The sequence below is a fragment of the Microbacterium oxydans genome, from assembly GCF_900095745.1.
GTDB lineage: Bacteria > Actinomycetota > Actinomycetes > Actinomycetales > Microbacteriaceae > Microbacterium > Microbacterium oxydans_B.
In genome coordinates, this window is the sequence record NZ_FMIR01000019.1 from 566,847 (window position 1) to 584,982 (window position 18,136).

The window sequence follows — 18,136 nt, forward strand, 5'->3', positions numbered from 1 at the left end:
CAAGCACCTCGCCGAACGTCACCGCTGCCGGAGCCGACCCCAGAGCGCGTCGGTCTGCTCGTGCGTGCGCTCCAGGGTTCCTGCCGTGTCGATCACGACATCGGCGATGGCGAGCCGCCTCTCGTCAGAGACCTGGGCATCGATCCGCTCCTGCGCGGCCTTCTCCTCCATGCCGCGCAGTTCGGTCAGCCGTCGGAGCCGTTCCGACGCGGGGGCATGCGCGACGACGATCAGATCCCACGGATCGTCGACCCTCGCCTCGACGAGCAGCGGCACGTCGTACACGACCACAGCATCCGCGTCGGCCGCGAACGCCGTATCGAATCGGCGCTGCGACTCCGCTCGCACGGCCGGGTGCACGATGGCGTTCAGCTTTCCGAGAAGTTCGGGGTCTCCGAAGACCTTCGCACCCAGGGCTGCGCGGTCGAGCGCACCCTCGCCATCGATCATCGACGCCCCGAACGTCTCCGCTATCCGCTCCAGCACCGGCGAGCCCGGCGCCTGCACGTCGCGGACGATCTGGTCGGCGTCGACGATCACCGCTCCGTGCTCCGCCAGTCGCCGGGCGATGGTCGATTTCCCCGACGCAATGCCGCCGGTGAGCGCGATGAGTGGCATGTCGCCAGTCTATGTTTCGATCAGGTCGACGCTCAGCGGGCGAGCAGCTGACGCCGCGAGCTGATCACACCGGTGTCGAACCCGGCGAGGTGCAGACCGCCGTGGAATCGGGCGTGCTCGATCTTGATGCAGCGATCCATCACGACCGACAGCCCTGCCGCCTCGGCGACTGCCGCAGCGTCTTCGTTCCATGAGCCGAGCTGCAGCCAGAGCGTCTGCGCGCCCGCCTCGATCGCCTCCTGCGCGACACCCGGAAGGTCGTCGTGCCGGCGGAACACATCCACGATGTCGGGGACGACGGGAAGGTCGCTCAGCGACGCGTAGACCGGCTGCCCGAGGATCTCGGTCTCGCGCGGGTTGACGAGATAGACGTCGTAGCCGGTGCTGGAGAGGAGATAGGTCGTCACGAAGTACGACGCCCTCGCCGGGTTGTTCGACGCCCCCACGATCGCGATGGACTTGGCCCGCCGGAGCAGCCCGAAGCGCTCCTGCTGGCTCGGGCCGACCCAGCTCCGCTCGGGATGAGCTGCGGGGGCGCCGGGCAGCGCACAGGCCACCCCGTCCGACACCGCCGGAACAGCGCAGGACTCTGCGGTGGCCGTCTGCGTCTCGCTCATCGGTTCGCTCCTGTCGCGGTCGTGAGGGCCTGGTCGAGATCCCAGATGATGTCCTCGGCGTCTTCGAGACCCACCGAGATGCGGATCAGGTCGGGGCGCACGCCGGCGGCCACGAGCTGCGCCTCGGTGAGCTGGCGATGCGTCGTCGAGGCCGGGTGGATGACGAGGGTGCGAGCGTCGCCGATGTTGGCGAGATGCGAGGCGAGCTGCAGGTTCTCGATCAGCGTCTCCCCCGCGTTGTGTCCGTCCTCCGCCGCGACGCCGAACGCGAACACCGAACCGGGGCCGAGCGGCAGGTACTTCGCCGCCCGATCACGATGCGGATGTCCTTCGAGACCCGCCCACGTCACGTACGCGACCCGTGGATCGGAGGCGAGCCAGTCGGCGACGATGCGTGCATTCGCGAGGTGGGCGTCGATGCGCTGCGGGAGCGTCTCGATCCCCTGGAGCAGATTGAAGGCCGACTGCGGGCTGAGTGCCGGGCCGATGTCGCGCAGTTGCTCCGAGCGAAGCTTCGTGAGGAATCCGTACTCCCCGAAGTTGTCCCACCATTTGATGCCGCCGTAGGAGTCGACGGGCTCGGTCATCTGCGGGAACTTGCCGTTGCCCCAGTCGAAAGTGCCCTTCTCGATGACGACGCCGCCGAGGGTGGTGCCGTGCCCGCCCAGGAACTTCGTCACGGAGTGGATCACGATGTCGGCACCGTGCTCGAGCGGCCGCGCCAGGTACGGCGTGGCGAGCGTCGCATCCACCACGAGCGGAACCCCGGCCTCGTGGGCGACGGCGGCCAGTCCCTCGATGTCGGCGATCTCCCCGGACGGGTTGCCGATCATCTCGACGTAGACGACCTTGGTCTCCGGACGGATGGCCGCCGCATAGTCGGCAGGGTCGGTGGACGGGACGAACGTCGTCTCGACGCCGAACCGTCGCAGTGTCACGTCGAGTTGCGTCACCGTCCCGCCGTAGAGCTGGGCCGCGGCGACGACGTGGTCACCGGCCCCGACGAGCGCCGCGAACGTGATGAACTCGGCGCTCATGCCCGACGCGGTCGCGACGGCGCCGATGCCGCCTTCGAGCGAAGCCAGGCGCTCCTCCAGCGCGGCGACCGTGGGGTTGCCGATCCGCGAGTAGATGTTGCCGTACTTCTGCAGAGCGAACAGATTCCCGGCATCCGCCGCATCCTCGAACACGAACGAGGTCGTCTGGTAGATCGGCACCGCCCGGGCACCGGTGGCCGCGTCAGGCGTACCGCCGGCGTGCAGGGCTCTGGTGCGAAATCCGAAGCGGTGTTCTTCCGTCATGCTGTCCTCAGTTCGGCGGCGGCGAGCACGTCGGCGATGTCGTCGACGGCCCAGGGGTTCTGGAGCGATGTGGTGTCCCCAAGCGGGCCGGGGTCGCGGCCTGACCGGCGATCCTGCTCGGCCTCCCACAACTGTGCCAGGAGTCTGCGCATGATCTTGCCCGAGCGGGTCTTCGGCAGGTCGGGCACGATCACGATGTGCTTCGGCTTGGCGACGGGGCCGATGGCGTGCGCGACCTGCGTGCGCAGGTCGGATGGCGTGATCTCTGCCCGGCCGGACGGGGTCACGAAGGCGACGACAGCCTGCCCGGTGACCGGGTCGGAGACTCCGGCGGACCCGGCCTCACCCACGGTGTCGTGCGCGACCAGTGCCGATTCGATCTCGATCGTGGAGAGTCGGTGTCCCGACACGTTCACGACGTCGTCGAGCCGGCCGAGGATCCAGATGTAACCGTCGGCGTCCCTGGTCGCTCCGTCACCGGCCACATAGAACCCGCCGTGCTCGCCCCGTCCGGCGAACGCCGACCAGTAGGCGTCGCGATATCGGGCGGGGTCGCCCCACACGGTCCTGGCCATTCCTGGCCAAGGTCTGCGGACCACGAGTGTTCCTGAGCGCCCGGGCGCGACCTCGTCGCCCCGCTCGTCCACCACGGCCGCATCGATGCCCGGGAGTGGCACGGAGGCTGATCCCGGCTTGAGAGCGGTGATACCCGGGAGCGGGGCGATCATCGCCGCGCCGGTCTCCGACTGCCACCACGTGTCGATGACGGGCAGCTCGTCGCGGCCGAAGTTGCGTCGGAACCAGACCCACGCCTCGGGATTGATCGCTTCGCCGACGGTTCCGAGCAGCCTCAGGGTGGAGAGGTCATGTCCCCGTGGGAATTCCGCCCCGAACCAGGTCATGAACGTGCGGATCAGCGTGGGCGCCGTGTAGTAGACGGTCACCCCATAGCGCTCGATGATCTCGAGGTGGCGTTCCCGGTGCGGTGCGTCGGGCGTCCCCTCGTAGAGGACCTGGGTGAGTCCGTTCGAGAGCGGACCGTAGATCTCGTAGGTGTGCGCCGTGACCCACGCGAGGTCTGCGGTGCACCAGTGCACGTCGTCGGGCTTCGCGTCGAAATGCGCCCAGTGCGCCCAGCTTGCGTGTGTCAGGTACCCGCCCGACGTGTGCACGAGCCCCTTCGGCTTCCCCGTCGTTCCCGATGTGTAGATGATGAAGAGCGGATGCTCCGCATCGAAGGCCTGCGCCTTGTGCTCCGGCGACGCCGTGTCGACGACGTCATGCCACCACACGTCGCGGCCATCCGTCCACGGAATGTCCTGCCCCGTGCGGCGCAGCACGAGGACGTGCTCGAGGTCGGGAAGCTCCGCCGCAGCGACATCGGCCGTCGACTTCACCTCGGTGGCGGTTCCGCGGCGATACTGACCGTCACTCGTGACGAGCAGCTTCGCGCCGGTGTCCGCGAGACGGAACCGCACGGCCTCGGCCGAGAAGCCGCCGAAGACGAGCGAGTGCACGGCGCCGATCCGTGCGCAGGCGAGCGTGATCACCACCGTCTCGACGAGCACGGGCAGGTAGATCACGACGCGGTCGCCGGGACGAATGCCGAGGGCGACGAGCGCGTTGGCTGCCTGCGACACGCGGCGCTGCAGATCGGCGTACGTGACGGACAGACGGTCGCCGGGCTCGCCCTCGAAGTGCAGGGCGACCTTGGCGCCGCGCCCGGCTTCGACGTGACGGTCCACACAGTTGACCGCGACGTTGAGCTTCCCGCCGAGGAACCAGCGTGCGGCCGGAACCGCGTCGCCGACCGGCGGATCCCACTCGTGGGCGGTGTGCCAGGGCTCGGACCAGTCCAGCCGGTGCGCGGCCTCTTCCCAGAACGCGATCGGATCCGCGGCGGCGCGCGCATACGCCTCCGCGGTGACGTTCGCGTCGCTGAATCCGCCGCCGGGCGCGTACACACGCGACTCCTGCAGTCGAGCCTCGGTCATGTTCACACCCATCGACGGAGCAGGTACTTCTCGACCAGCACGAGGATCCCGTTGGTGAGCGTTCCCAGAAGGGCGAGCAGCACGATCGAAAGCAGGATGCGGTCGACGCGACCGCTGCTCTGCGACTCGGTCAGCAGGAACCCCAGGCCCATGGACGCTGCGATGAGCTCGGCCGCGACGAGGAACAGCCAGGCTTGCGCGAGCGCCAGACGCAGCCCGGACACGACCGACGGCACGACCGCCGGCAGCTGCACGATCCGGAACAGCGACCAGCCCCGCAGGCTGAACGAACGCCCGGCCTCGACGAGCTGAGGATCGACGTGTCGGAGCGCTGACGAGACCGTCGTATACACGGGGAAGAATGCACCGATCGCGATCAGCGTGACCTTCGACTCCTCGCCGATCTGCATCCAGAGGATGAGGAGCGGCACCCAGGCCAGCGACGGCACGGCGCGGACCGCCGTGAGCGTCGGGCTGAGAAGCACCTTTCCCAGCCGGGACAACCCCACCACACCTGCGGCCGCGAGCCCGATGACGGACCCGATCGCGAAACCGAGCAGCACGCGCTGTACAGATATCGCGATATGCGTCCAGAGTTGTCCGGTCTCGGCGAGCTCCACGCCGGCCTGGAACACCGACGCCGGCGTGGGCAGGCGGTACGGCGGCACCATCCCGCTCGTCGTCACCACCTGCCACGCGGTCAGGATGATCACGGGCAGCAGGAGACCGGCGATGACCCGGACGACCGGCCGATCCCACGAGCGCCGCGCAGCCCCGCTCCGTGGCTGTGACGCGCCCTTCGCGAAGTCGAACGCGTCCCGAGACTCCTCGGGAACGATCAGTCGGTCGGGAATGGTCACTCGCCGTCGACCGCCTTCTTCGCGAACGTGTCGTTCACGATCGATGAGAGCGCCTTGTCGACGGAGTCCTTGCCGCCCTGCACGTCACCGGACTCGACGAGCACGGGCGCGATCTTCTCGAGCACCGCGATCTGGTCGTCACCGGGGACGCCACTCACGTCGAGGTTCGAGCGCTCCTCGATCACCGTGGTGGCGACGTCGAGGTCGATGCCGGCGACCTCGGCGAGCAGCGTGGCCGTCTCCTCCGGGTTCTCGAGAGCCCACTCGCGGGCCTGCTCGTACGCGTCGACGACAGCCTGTGCGAGGTCGGGATGGTTCGTGATGAAGTCCTCGGTGGCGTTCAGGAAGCCGTACGTGTTGAAGTCGACATTGCGGTAGATGAGCTGGTCACCCGACTCCACCTCGGCCGCGGCCATGATCGGGTCGAGTCCCGCCCAGGCGTCCACGGAGCCACCGTCGAGCGCGGCCCGGCCGTCGGCGTGCTGCAGGTTCTGCACCTCGACGTCGGAGAGCGACAGGCCGCCCTCCTCGAGCGCCTGCAGGAGGAAGAAGTAGGGGTCGGTACCCTTGGTGGCGGCGACGGACGCACCCTTGAGGTCTTCGAGCGAGGTGATGTCGCTGTCCGGACCCACGACGATGGCCGACCACTCGGGCTGCGAGTAGATGTCGATGACCTGGATGGGCGAGCCGTTCGCCCGAGCCAGCAGTGCAGCCGATCCTGCCGTCGAGCCGACATCGACGGAGCCGGAGCGCAGCAGCTCGTTGGCCTTGTTCGACCCGGCGGACTGCACCCACTCGACCTCGACGTCGTCGCCGAGGATCTCCTCGAGGATGCCCTGGTCCTTGATCACCAGGCTCAACGGGTTGTAGGTGGCGAAGTCGATCGACAGCGTGTCCGACGACCACTCGGTCGTGCCCGGCGTGCTCTCCGTGTCGGACGCCTTGGCGTTCTCTCCGGCCACGCAACCGGTCGCGACGAGCATCATCGTCCCGGCGATCGCGATCGCGGGGACGATTCGGCGGGTGGTGATGCTCATCGGGACTCCTCGGTGATGCGGTGGTGGGTGTCGACGCCGAGTCCTTCGAGAAGGTCGGCGCGCAGGTCGGCGAGGCCGCGATCGGCGCGGTCGCGGGGACGGATACCCGGCACGGAGATCGTGCGGGCGATGGACGGTTCGTCGTCGGCGCCCGTGCCCGAGGCGTCCAGCGTCCGCAGGAGCAGCACGCGGTCGGCGAGGTAGAGCGCTTCTTCGACGTCGTGGGTGACCAGCAGGATCGTCGTGGGCTCGGCCGCATGGATCTTCAGGAGCAGATCGTGCATGCGCAGGCGCGTCAGGGCGTCGAGCGCGCCGAACGGCTCGTCGAGCAGCAGCACCCCGGGGTTTCGGGCGAGCGCCCTGGCAAGGGAGGCGCGCTGGGCCATACCGCCGGAGACCTCGCGCGGCCGCTGGTCGGCCGCGTGTTCGAGTCCTACCAGGTGCAGCAGTTCGCGCACCCGCTCTCGGCCGTCACGACGAGCGGTGCCTCGCGGCAGTCCGAGCTCGACGTTCTGGGCGATGGTGCGCCATGGGAGCAGTCGCGGCTCCTGGAAGGCGATGGCTGTCCGCTCGTCGACGTCGGCGACGTCGATGTCGTCGAGGAGGATGCGTCCGCGCGACGGAGCGTCGAGTCCGCCGATGAGACGGAGGAGGGTGGACTTGCCGCACCCGGAGGGGCCGACGACCGCGAGGATCTCCCCCGCTGCGATACGGAGGTCGATGCCGCGGAGCACGTCGCGCCTCCCGCGCGGCAGCGCGAAGGAACGGTCGATCCCGTCGAGACGGACGGCCTGCGCAGTTCCTGCCGACGGCGAAGCGTCAGCGGTGCGCGACGCGGGCAGCAGAGCGGTCATACCCCCATGCTGGCGGGGCGCGTCGATTGTTACGAATGCCGTCGTAATGTTCCGTCACGCAACAGCAGCCGCATCCCGGAAACGCGAAACGGGCCGCCACACCCGCCCGAAGGCGAGGTGGCGACCCGTTTCAGAGTGCTGCTTAAGCGTTGCCGCCCGAGAGCTTCTCGCGCAGAGCCGCAAGAGCCTCGTCGTCCGCGAGGGTGCCGGCACCGGCGACCTCGCTGGCGAAGGACTGGCCGCCGCCGAAGTCTTCTCCGGCTGCTGCCTCGGCCTCGGCCGCCTTGACGACCTGAGCCTTGTGCGCCTCCCAGCGAGCCTGGGCTGCAGCGTACTCCTGCTCCCATGCCTCGCGCTGGGCGTCGAAGCCGTCCTTCCACGCACCGGTCTCGGCGTCGAAGCCCTCCGGGTACTTGTACTCGCCGGCCTCGTCGTACTCGGCGAGCATGCCGTACAGGGCCGGGTCGAACTCGGTGCCGTTGGGGTCGACCGACTCGTTGGCCTGCTTCAGCGACAGCGAGATGCGACGACGCTCGAGGTCGATGTCGATGACCTTGACGAAGACCTCTTCGCCGACCGACACGACCTGCTCGGCCAGCTCGACGTGCTTGCTGGAGAGCTCGGAGATGTGGACGAGGCCCTCGATGCCGTCTGCGACGCGGACGAACGCACCGAACGGAACGAGCTTGGTGACCTTACCCGGCGTGACCTGACCGATCGCGTGGGTACGGGCGAAGACCTGCCACGGGTCTTCCTGCGTCGCCTTCAGCGACAGGGAGACGCGCTCGCGGTCGAGGTCGACCTCGAGGATCTCGACGGTGACCTCCTGGCCCACCTCGACGACCTCGGAGGCGTGCTCGATGTGCTTCCAGGACAGCTCGGAGACGTGCACGAGGCCGTCCACGCCACCCAGGTCGACGAACGCACCGAAGTTGACGATCGACGAGACGACACCCTTGCGGACCTGACCCTTGTGCAGGTTGTTCAGGAACGTGGTGCGCGACTCCGACTGCGTCTGCTCGAGCAGCGCACGGCGGCTGAGGACGACGTTGTTGCGGTTCTTGTCGAGCTCGAGGATCTTGGCCTCGATCTCCTGGCCGAGGTACGGCGTGAGGTCGCGGACGCGACGCAACTCGATGAGCGACGCCGGCAGGAAGCCACGGAGGCCGATGTCGACGATGAGTCCACCCTTGACGACCTCGATGACCGTTCCGGTGACGACGCCGTCGTTCTCCTTGATCTTCTCGACGTCTCCCCAGGCACGCTCGTACTGTGCGCGCTTCTTGGAGAGGATCAGACGGCCTTCCTTGTCCTCCTTCTGGAGAACGAGGGCCTCGACCAGGTCGCCGACAGCGACGACCTCGTTGGGGTCGACGTCGTGCTTGATCGAAAGCTCACGCGAGGGGATGACACCCTCGGTCTTGTAGCCGACATCGAGGAGGACCTCATCGCGGTCGATCTTGACGATCGTGCCTTCGATGATGTCGCCGTCGTTGAAGAACTTCAGGGTCTTCTCGACCGCGGCCAGGAAGTCCTCAGCAGATCCGATGTCGTTGATGGCGACCTGCTTGGTGGCCGGGGCGGTCGTTGCGGTAGTCATGTAGTGGGTTGTCCTTGTGAATGGAGACTCAGGCTGAGAGGCAACGACCGCGCACGGCCGACTGCATGCTTCTCAGCAGTTGGATTTTGGTTTTCTTGCCACGAGGGCATGCGCATGCACGCCACGAGTGACGGTTAAGGCTATCAGAACTTCGGATGCTGCAGGGAGTCGGATTCCGGGCAGGCGAGCTGTGGATAACTCGAAGGGGCAGGCGGTCTCGCGAGTTAGCGTGACCGGGTGATCTCCCCGACGCCTTCCTTCCGCTCGTTCGCGCGCGTTGCAGCACTGACGAGCGCTCTTCTCCTGCTCGCCGGCTGCACCCCCGAGCCCTTGCCCTCGCCTACTCCGACCCCCGCCTTCGCCTCGGAAGACGAGGCCTTCGCCGCCGCCGAGGCGACGTATCGGGAATACACCGACGCATCCAACGCGACGGACCTACGCGATGCGCGTTCGTTTGAACCCCTATATGGATGGCTTCGAGGTGAAGCGCTCTCAGCAGCGAAAGACAACTACAGCGACTTCTACGCCAATGGCATGAGTCGCACCGGCGAGACTACCTTCGATTCGTTCTCACCCGTTTCGTACGACGGCGAGATCGTCACCGCTCGTCTTTGTTTGGACGTATCAGATGTTGAGTTGCTCGATGCGTACGGTGTTTCAGCTGTGCCCGCCGACCGTCCCCCTCGACAATCGCTCGAGGTCCAGTTCACGCGCGCCATGACGAGTTCTGCGCTTGCGATCTCTTCGACCATCTCTACGACGGCGATCGAATGCTAGGAGTTCGTGCCTTACTAGTCATCTCTCTGGTCACCAGCGTCGTGACATCCGGACAGACGGATAGTCCGCCACCCCAGGCGGGGATCGATGACGCATGGGCATCCAACGTCAACAACGCCGTGGTCGTCTCCGGTACCGATACCCGATCGCCCCGCGACACCTCCCGGTCCCCCAACTCTCCGACCGACCCACGTACGAGTCCCGACAAACCGAAGCCCTGCACCACCGACCCCGTCCGCCAGGCGTCCTGCAACATCACGGCTGAGCGGATCACGAACGACGAAGGCCAGCCCCTCACCATCACCGATGTGGCGCAGTTCGCCCCCACCCCTGCGACGACCGCGGGAGAGCCGGGCAATGTCGGCATCGCGGGCATGCCCACGAACTTCGTGGCCGCGGCAGCCGTGCACACGCGCGCCGGCACGCTTTTCGACAGACCGATCAGCGTGCGCTTCACCCCGGTCCGATTCACCTTCGCGTTCGGCGACGGCGCCTCGGCCATCTCGAGCACGGGCGGCCGGTCCTGGGCGACGCTGGGTCAGGCGCAGTTCACCCCGACTCCGACGAGCCACTCGTATCGCGACCGCGGCACGTACTCGGCACACGTCACCGTCCACTACACCGCCGAGATCGATATCGGCGGCGGGTGGTTCTCGGTCGCGGGCGAACTGGCGATCGACGGCCCGGCACAGCAGATCCGGGTCTATGAAGCAGAGACCGCACTGGTCGCTCGAACCTGTGTCGAGCAACCCGGTGCGCCCGGTTGCTGACCGCGGACCGACCGCGCTCTACGCTGAGTCCATGCCCCGCGCCGACCGCCTCATGCTGCTCGACACCGCCAGCCTCTACTTCCGCGCCTTCTACGGCGTTCCCGACAAGGTGACGGCGCCGGACGGGTCGCCGATCAACGCGGCCCGCGGTCTCCTCGACATCATCGCCAAGCTCGTCACCCTGTACGAGCCGACGCATGTGATCGCGTGCTGGGACGACGACTGGCGCCCGCAGTGGCGCGTCGATCTCATCCCGAGCTACAAGACCCATCGAGTCGTCGAAGTCGTGGCCAGTGGGCCCGACGTCGAGGAGATCCCCGACCCGCTCGAGGCGCAGATCCCTCTGATCCGCGAGACTCTCGCCGCCATCGGCATCCCCATCATCGGGGTCGCCGAACACGAAGCCGATGATGTGATCGGCACACTCGCGACCGACGCCACGATGCCGGTCGACATCATCACGGGCGACCGCGACCTGTTCCAGCTCGTCGACGATGCCCGCGACGTCCGCGTCATCTACACCGCGCGTGGCATGAGCAACCTCGAGATCGTGACCGATGCGACGGTCGTGGCCAAGTACGGAGTGCTCCCTTCGCAGTATGCGGACTTCGCGACGATGCGCGGCGACGCCTCCGACGGGCTGCCCGGCGTCGCGGGCGTGGGAGAGAAGACGGCGGCGACGCTCCTCCAGACTCACAGCGACCTCACCGGCATCCGCGCCGCGGCGGAGGAGGGCGAGGGAATGAGCGCGGGAGTCCGCACGAAGATCCTGGCGGCTTCTGCCTACCTCGACGTCGCCCCCACCGTTGTCGCCGTGGCGACCTCGCTGCCGATCAGTGCGCCCGACATCCCGCTGCGCGTTCTCGACCCCGCCGAGGTCGACGCCGCCACCGCTCTCGCTGAGAAGTGGAACCTCGGCGGTTCGATGACGCGCGCGGTCGCCGCTGTGTCGAAAGCTGCCCTCGGAGCCGACTGACCGACGTTCGCGGGTAAGTCACTCCGCCCAGGCGAGCAGGCGCGAGAGGCCCCAGGTCGTCACGATCCGTGAGGCGGGAATCCCTGCCCGTTCGGCGCGCTCGGCGCCGTGATCGAGCAGCGACAGCTGCCCCGGCGCGTGGGCATCCGAATCGATCGAGAACAGGCACCCCGCGTCGAGCGCGATGGCGATCAGCTCGTCCGGAGGATCCTGCCGCTCGGGCCGCGAGTTGATCTCCACCGCCACGCCGTTCTCCGCGCATGCCGCGAACACGGCCGCGGCGTCGAACGCCGACGGCGGACGCGTTCCCCGATCGCCCTGCACGAGCCGCCCCGTGCAGTGCCCGAGCACGTTCACCCGTGGATGCGAGACGGCGGCGATCATCCGCGCCGTCATCGGCCGTGCGTCCATACGCAGCTTGGAGTGCACGGAGGCCACGACGATGTCGAGTTCCGCGAGCAGCTCATCCTCTTGGTCGAGGGTGCCGTCCTCCAGGATGTCCACCTCGATCCCCGCGAGCAGCGTGAAGCCGTCGCCGGACTCGGCGCGCACCAACGGAATCTGCTCGCGAAGACGCTCGGCTGACAGCCCGCGCGCCACGCGCAGGCGGGGAGAGTGATCCGTGATCGCCTGGTATTCGTGTCCCAGCGCCCGCGCGGCCGCGGCCATGACCGGGATCGGCGTCGTGCCGTCCGACCAGTCGGTGTGCGCGTGCAGGTCACCGCGCAGTTTGGCGCGCAGCGCCGAGACGCGCTCCGGCTCGACGTCGCCGCGCAACTCGACCAGATAATCGGGAACCTGCCCCGCCTGTGCCTGCCGGATGACCGCGAACGTGGACTCGCCGATGCCCTTGGCCGCACGAAGTCTCGTGGGATCGGCCTGCACGTCGTCGGGAAGATCCTGCAGAGTCGCCGCGGCCTGGCGGAACGCCTTCGCCCGGTACCGTGACGCACGCTCGCGTTCCAGGAGGGAAGCGATCTCGAGCAGCGCGTCGACGGGATCCACGATCACTCCTGTGTAGCCGCCAGCTCGCGACTGACACCGATCCACTGATCGAGCTTGGCCAGGGCGCGACCGTCATCGACGGCCGCGGCAGCCTTGTCGTACCCGGCACGCAACCGCTCGAGGATGGGCCGCTGCACCTGGGTGGCGTCCTGCGAGAGCTCGAAGGCGACGATGCCGGCAGCGGCATTGAGGAGCACGATGTCACGCACGGCGCCGGTCTCCCCCGCAAGCGTCCGCCGAAGCACCTCGGCATTGTGCTGCGGCGAGCCGCCGATCAGGTCGGCGAGGTCGGCGATCGGGATGTCGAGGTCGCGAGGGTCGAGGTCATGCTCGTGGATGTCACCGCGGGTGACCTCCCAGATGCGGCTGTGCCCGGTCGTCGTCAGCTCGTCGAGGCCGTCGTCACCGCGGAAGACGAGGGCGGTCGCGCCACGGGTGCGGAACACACCCGTGATCAGAGGGACGCGTTCGATCTGCGCCACACCGACGGCATTGGCTTCCGCACGGGCCGGGTTACACAGCGGTCCGAGCATGTTGAAGACCGTCGGCACCCCCAGCTCGGCGCGGACGGCGCCGGCGTGCTTGAAGCCGGGGTGGAACGCTCCCGCCCACGCGAAGGTGATCCCGGTGCGGTCGAGGATGGATGCCACGTCAGCGGGGTTCAGAGAAAGCTCCAGGCCGAGCGCTCCGAGCACGTCCGAAGATCCGGAGGCGGAGCTGGCCGCGCGGTTGCCGTGCTTCACGACGGGCACGCCGGTGGCACCGATGATGATCGCTGCGGTCGTGGACACGTTGACGGTACCGACGCGGTCCCCGCCGGTGCCCACGATGTCGAGCACATCCGGCGAGACCGGGAGCGGCACGGCGGCCTCGAGGATCGCATCGCGGAACCCGACGATCTCGTCGATCGTCTCCCCTTTCGCACGGAGTGCGACGAGGAATCCCGCGAGCTGAGCCTCGCTCACTCCGCCCTGCATGATCTGACGCATCGCCCATGTGGACTCCCAGACGCTGAGATCGCGGCGTTCCAAGAGGGAGGTGAGCACGTCGGGCCAGGTCAACGAATCAGGCATGTGTGCGATCCTATCGGCGTGGAGAAAACATGCAGATGCTTCCGCACGCATGCGCACTCCGCGCCCACCCCCAGTTTCCCGCGGATTCACCGGGTATTCGCAGTGTTTTCTTAGGGTCCCCTAAGTCAAGGACCGGCGATTCGAAGGTCGTGGGTGCAAGAATCACGCCCCAGGATCGGCCATAATGGAGGGGTGACGACCTCAGCGACGTATGCCCCGGCGGCGAGAACGATTAAGCGGCCCAACCCGGTAGCTGTCGGCACCATTGTGTGGCTCGGCAGTGAGGTGATGTTCTTCGCGGGACTCTTCGCGATCTACTTCACTCTCCGCAGCACCTCCCCGGAGCTGTGGGCAGACCGGACCGAGCTGCTGAACGTCCCGTTCGCCGCAGTGAACACTGCGATCCTCGTCCTCTCCTCGTTCACGTGCCAGATGGGCGTGTTCGCGGCAGAAGACCTGCAGCCCTACAAGATCGGCAAGGGGCAGAAGAACGGCGCCGGACGCCGTCGCCTCTTCGGCTGGGGAATGGTCGAGTGGTTCTTCCTCACCTTCGCCCTCGGCGCGATCTTCGTCTCCGGCCAGGTGTGGGAGTACGCACAGCTTGTCGCTGAAGGCATGCCGATCAACGCCGACTCGTACGCCTCCGCCTTCTACCTGACTACCGGCTTCCACGCCCTTCACGTCACGGGCGGCCTCGTCGCGTTCCTGCTCGTCATCGGACGCGCATACGCCGTCAAGAACTTCCGGCACAAGGAGGCGACCTCCTCGATCGTGGTGTCCTACTACTGGCACTTCGTCGACGTCGTCTGGATCGTGCTGTTCCTCGTTATCTACTTCCTGAAATAAGAGCGGAGCTGATCCCCGAGATGGCACGAGAGAAGAAGCGCCGTTCCAGCGGTCGTCGCAGCCCTTTGGCGGCGGCCGCGCTCATCGGAGCAGGCCTCATGATCACCGGCGCCGTGTACGCCGGTGCCACGGCTGCGTTCGCCGCATCCGACACGCCGACCGCGTCGACGCAGCTGACCGTCGAAGACGGCGAGAAGCTGTTCCAGGCGAACTGCGCCACCTGCCACGGTCTCGACCTGCAGGGCACCGCCAACGGCCCCAGCCTGTACGGCGTGGGCGAGCTGGCAACCGAGTTCCAGCTGTCCACCGGTCGCATGCCCCTGCAGATGCAGGGACCGCAGGCTCCACAGAAGGCACCGCAGTTCACCGAAGACCAGATCCTCGCGATCTCGTCCTTCGTGCAGTCCGAGGCTCCCGGCCCGACGTTCCCCGCCGACCACATCCTGGACGGAGAGGGCGACGTCTCGAACGGCGCCGAGCTGTTCCGCGTCAACTGCGCGATGTGCCACAACGTGGCCGCCGCGGGTGGAGCACTCACCGAGGGCAAGTACGCACCGGGACTCCAGGAGACCAGCGCGCTGCACATGTATGCGGCCATGGTCACCGGCCCGCAGAACATGCCGGTCTTCGGCGACATGAACCTGTCCGACGAGGACAAGCGCGACATCATCTCGGCGCTGCTCTTCCAGCAGCAGTCCGTGCAGATCGGCGGATTCTCGCTCGGTTCGCTCGGCCCGGTCTCCGAGGGCCTGTTCGTGTGGATCTTCGGAATCGGCGCGCTCGTCGCCATCACCGTGTGGATCACGGCGAAGTCCAACTGACGCTTATTCATCGAAGAGGAACGTACGAGGAGCACCATGGCACACGACGACGACTCGCAGGCTCTTGACAGGGCCTACCAGCCCTCTCCGGGGCTGGGTGTCGCAGTCAGCGATCCCGTGCAGAACCCCGGGCTTCCGCCGCACCGCGCGCGGATGACCGATAAGGACCCGCGCGCTGAGAAGGCCGCTGTCCGCACTGTGTACACGCTGTTCTACCTCTCGCTCGCCGGGAGCATCTGGGCGGTCGCCGCCTACATGCTGTTCCCGATCGAGAGCGGCGCGCTCATCGACATCCGACAGAACAACCTCTTCATCGGTCTCGGCATCGCCCTCGCGCTGCTGGCCCTCGGCATCGGTGCGATCCACTGGTCCAAGGCGCTCATGTCCGACAAGGAGTTCATCGAGCACCGCCACCCCACCCGCGGCAAGGATGCGACCCGCGAGGCGGCCATCCAGGCCTTCGCCGACGCCAACGAGGAGTCCGGCTTCGGCCGCCGCACGGTGATCCGCAACTCGCTGTTCGCCGCACTCGTCGCCTCGATCATCCCGGGCGTCACGCTCTTCCGTGGCCTGGCTCCGCACTCGACGCCGGAAGACCCCACCGCGGGCGACCCGGTCGTGCTGCTCAAGCACACAATGTGGGAGAAGGGCGCGCGCCTCGTCCGCGACCCCGACGGCACCCCGATCCGCGCCGCGGACGTGACCCTCGGGTCGGCGTTCCACGTGATCCCCGAAGAGCTCGCGACGCTCAGCCACCACGACGGCTATCTCGAAGAGAAGGCCAAGGCCATCGTCCTGATGATGCGCCTACGCCCCGAGCAGCTGATCGAGGCCGAGGACCGCAAGGACTGGTCCTACGACGGCATCGTCGCCTATTCCAAGGTCTGCACGCACGTCGGATGCCCCGTGGCTCTGTACGAGCAGCAGACGCACCACCTGCTGTGCCCGTGCCACCAGTCGCAGTTCGACGTCACGGACCACGCAAAGGTCATCTTCGGCCCGGCGGCACGCCCGCTGCCGCAGCTGCCCATCACCGTCGATGACGAGGGCTACCTGGTCGCACGCAGCGACTTCAAGGAACCCGTCGGCCCGAGCTTCTGGGAGCGCCATTGAGCACCGCAACGCTGTCCAAAGACGACAAGGACACCAAGGCGCCCCTCGGCGGTCGCTTCGTCGGTGCCGCGTCGAACTACATCGATGAGCGCACCAGCCTCTCCGGCTTCGTCAAGGAGCTCGGACGCAAGATCTTCCCCGACCACTGGTCGTTCATGCTCGGCGAGATCGCGCTGTGGAGCTTCGTCGTCGTGTTCCTCTCCGGAACATTCCTGACGTTCTTCTTCCAGGCATCCATGGTCGAGACCCACTACACCGGCGCCTACGCGCCGATGCGTGGTATCGAGATGTCGGCGGCCCTCGAGTCGTCGCTGCACATCTCGTTCGACCTGCGCGGTGGGCTCCTGGTCCGCCAGATCCACCACTGGGCGGCGCTCGTGTTCATAGCCGGCATCGGCGTGCACATGCTCCGCGTGTTCTTCACGGGAGCGTTCCGCAAGCCGCGTGAGCTCAACTGGGTCATCGGGTTCGTCCTGTTCATCCTCGCGATGGCAGAGGGCTTCACCGGCTACTCGCTGCCGGACGACCTGCTCTCGGGCAACGGTCTGCGCATCATCGACGGCATGATCAAGGGCCTCCCCCTCATCGGCACCTGGACCTCGTTCCTCCTCTTCGGCGGCGAGTTCCCCGGAACCGACATCGTCGGACGCCTGTACACGCTGCACATCCTGTTGCTGCCGATGCTCGTCATCGCGCTCATCGTCGTGCACCTGATGCTCATGATCATCAACAAGCACACGCAGTTCGCCGGCCCCGGCCGCACGAACGACAACGTCGTGGGCTACCCGATGATGCCGGTCTACATGTCGAAGATGGGCGGCTACCTGTTCATCGTGTTCGGCGTGATCGTGATGATCGCGACGTTCTTCCAGATCAACCCGATCTGGAACTACGGCCCGTACGACCCGTCCCCCGTCTCCGCCGGCACGCAGCCGGACTGGTACATCGGCTTCGCCGACGGCGCTCTGCGTCTGGCGCCGTCGAACTGGGACATCGTCTTCCTCGACCGCACGTGGTCCTTCGGAATCATCGCGCCCGTGCTCGTACTCGGCCTCTTCATCGTGGTCGTCGCGATCTACCCGTTCCTCGAGGCGTGGATCACCGGCGACAAGCGCGAGCACCACATCGCACAGCGTCCCCGCAACGCGGCGACGCGCACGGCGATCGGCGTGGCCGGCGTCATCTTCTACGCCGTCCTCTGGGCTGCGGCATCGTCCGACCTCATCGCGACGCACTTCATGCTCACGATGGAAGGCGTGATCCACACGCTGCAGGCGCTGCTGTTCCTCGGCCCGATCCTCGGATACTTCGTCACGAAGCGCATCTGCATCGCGCTCCAGAAGAAGGACCGCGAGATCGTGCTGCACGGCTTCGAGTCCGGCCGCATCGTCCGCCTCCCCGGTGGCGAGTTCATCGAGGTGCACCAGCCGGTCGACCAGTACGACCGCTGGAAGCTCATCGATGTCGACGGCTACGAACCCCTCGTGGTTCGCCCGAACGCCAAGGGACGTATCCCGTGGACGGAGAACCTCCGTTCCTCGATCTCCCGCTGGTTCTTCGAGGACCGTCTCGCCCCGCTCACGCAGGCAGAGGTCGAAGCAGCTGATGCACACCAGCACCACGTCACGGCTCAGAACGACGAGACCGAGGCCGCAGAGATCCAGGGCGCTCACGAGCGCGCCGGCTTCCCTGATGCCCCGCTCACCGTCGATGAGACGCACGTCGACGAGACGCCGAACACCCCTAGCACGGTCATCGCGACTGAGCCGGTGAAGAAGCCTCGCAAGAAGTCGGAGGATGGCGAGTAGTCGCCACTCCCCCACACGATAAAGGCCTCGTCCACACGGACGGGGCCTTCATCGTTAATCCCTGAA

At 67.2% G+C, this 18,136-nt stretch carries 17 protein-coding genes; 7 read left to right on the forward strand and 10 right to left on the reverse strand.

Going from position 1 to position 18,136, the window contains the following annotated elements:
• Positions 1-18 precede the first annotated feature (18 nt).
• From coaE to rpsA, 8 genes are all read right to left on the reverse strand, one after another.
• Positions 19-618, reverse strand: a complete 600-nt coding sequence (coaE, locus tag BQ2383_RS18285) for a dephospho-CoA kinase (RefSeq protein ID WP_091037188.1) — start codon at positions 616-618, stop codon at positions 19-21.
• Positions 619-650: 32 nt separating this feature from the next.
• Positions 651-1,235 carry a CoA-binding protein gene (locus BQ2383_RS18290; protein WP_167381662.1) on the reverse strand — a complete coding sequence of 195 codons (585 nt, stop codon included), beginning with the start codon at positions 1,233-1,235 and terminating at the stop codon, positions 651-653.
• Positions 1,232-2,536, reverse strand: a complete 1,305-nt coding sequence (locus BQ2383_RS18295) for an O-acetylhomoserine aminocarboxypropyltransferase/cysteine synthase family protein (protein ID WP_091037190.1) — start codon at positions 2,534-2,536, stop codon at positions 1,232-1,234. Before BQ2383_RS18295 ends, BQ2383_RS18290 begins: the two co-directional genes overlap by 4 nt.
• A complete protein-coding gene (acs, locus tag BQ2383_RS18300) occupies positions 2,533-4,530 on the reverse strand; it encodes an acetate--CoA ligase (protein WP_244176049.1) in 1,998 nt (665 codons plus the stop codon). Before acs ends, BQ2383_RS18295 begins: the two co-directional genes overlap by 4 nt.
• A gap of 2 nt (positions 4,531-4,532) precedes the next feature.
• Complete coding sequence (locus tag BQ2383_RS18305; RefSeq protein ID WP_208617705.1) at positions 4,533-5,384, reverse strand: ABC transporter permease; 852 nt, start codon at positions 5,382-5,384, stop codon at positions 4,533-4,535.
• A 2-nt stretch (positions 5,385-5,386) separates the two neighbouring features.
• Positions 5,387-6,427: an aliphatic sulfonate ABC transporter substrate-binding protein gene (locus tag BQ2383_RS18310; RefSeq protein ID WP_091037195.1), complete on the reverse strand. Its 1,041-nt coding sequence runs from the start codon at positions 6,425-6,427 to the stop codon at positions 5,387-5,389.
• On the reverse strand, positions 6,424-7,281 hold the full coding sequence (locus tag BQ2383_RS18315; protein ID WP_091037198.1) for an ABC transporter ATP-binding protein: 858 nt from the start codon (positions 7,279-7,281) through the stop codon (positions 6,424-6,426). Before BQ2383_RS18315 ends, BQ2383_RS18310 begins: the two co-directional genes overlap by 4 nt.
• 142 nt (positions 7,282-7,423) lie before the next feature.
• On the reverse strand, positions 7,424-8,881 hold the full coding sequence (gene rpsA, locus BQ2383_RS18320; protein WP_091037200.1) for a 30S ribosomal protein S1: 1,458 nt from the start codon (positions 8,879-8,881) through the stop codon (positions 7,424-7,426).
• A 237-nt stretch (positions 8,882-9,118) separates the two neighbouring features.
• Here rpsA and BQ2383_RS18325 point away from each other — a divergent pair, with 237 nt between their 5' ends.
• From BQ2383_RS18325 to BQ2383_RS18335, 3 genes are read left to right on the forward strand one after another with little or no spacing between them, the layout of a single operon-like run.
• Positions 9,119-9,658 carry a hypothetical protein gene (locus BQ2383_RS18325; RefSeq protein ID WP_091037204.1) on the forward strand — a complete coding sequence of 180 codons (540 nt, stop codon included), beginning with the start codon at positions 9,119-9,121 and terminating at the stop codon, positions 9,656-9,658.
• A gap of 41 nt (positions 9,659-9,699) precedes the next feature.
• Positions 9,700-10,428 (forward strand): hypothetical protein, encoded by a 729-nt coding sequence (locus tag BQ2383_RS18330; protein ID WP_140403384.1) that lies wholly within the window; start codon positions 9,700-9,702, stop codon positions 10,426-10,428.
• Between the two features lie 31 nt (positions 10,429-10,459).
• A complete protein-coding gene (locus tag BQ2383_RS18335) occupies positions 10,460-11,404 on the forward strand; it encodes a 5'-3' exonuclease (protein WP_091037682.1) in 945 nt (314 codons plus the stop codon).
• Between the two features lie 18 nt (positions 11,405-11,422).
• Here BQ2383_RS18335 and BQ2383_RS18340 read toward each other — a convergent pair whose 3' ends face one another.
• Both BQ2383_RS18340 and trpD read right to left on the reverse strand, forming a co-directional pair.
• Positions 11,423-12,409: a PHP domain-containing protein gene (locus tag BQ2383_RS18340; protein ID WP_208617697.1), complete on the reverse strand. Its 987-nt coding sequence runs from the start codon at positions 12,407-12,409 to the stop codon at positions 11,423-11,425.
• Between the two features lie 2 nt (positions 12,410-12,411).
• Positions 12,412-13,482, reverse strand: coding sequence for an anthranilate phosphoribosyltransferase (trpD, locus tag BQ2383_RS18345; protein ID WP_091037211.1), 1,071 nt, complete (start codon positions 13,480-13,482; stop codon positions 12,412-12,414).
• Between the two features lie 192 nt (positions 13,483-13,674).
• On the opposite strand from trpD, the gene ctaE reads away from it, so the two are divergent.
• The 4 genes from ctaE to qcrB are packed head-to-tail and all read left to right on the forward strand — an operon-like array spanning position 13,675 to position 18,070.
• Positions 13,675-14,328, forward strand: coding sequence for an aa3-type cytochrome oxidase subunit III (gene ctaE / locus BQ2383_RS18350; RefSeq protein WP_029261593.1), 654 nt, complete (start codon positions 13,675-13,677; stop codon positions 14,326-14,328).
• 20 nt (positions 14,329-14,348) lie between these two features.
• Complete coding sequence (gene qcrC, locus BQ2383_RS18355) at positions 14,349-15,149, forward strand: cytochrome bc1 complex diheme cytochrome c subunit (RefSeq protein ID WP_091037214.1); 801 nt, start codon at positions 14,349-14,351, stop codon at positions 15,147-15,149.
• Positions 15,150-15,185: 36 nt separating this feature from the next.
• Complete coding sequence (gene qcrA, locus BQ2383_RS18360; RefSeq protein ID WP_091037216.1) at positions 15,186-16,262, forward strand: cytochrome bc1 complex Rieske iron-sulfur subunit; 1,077 nt, start codon at positions 15,186-15,188, stop codon at positions 16,260-16,262.
• The gene (gene qcrB / locus BQ2383_RS18365) at positions 16,259-18,070 is read left to right on the forward strand and encodes a cytochrome bc1 complex cytochrome b subunit (protein ID WP_091037218.1); all 1,812 of its coding nucleotides are present in this window, start codon (positions 16,259-16,261) and stop codon (positions 18,068-18,070) included. The genes qcrA and qcrB overlap by 4 nt, the downstream gene beginning before the upstream one ends.
• Positions 18,071-18,136: the final 66 nt, after the last annotated feature.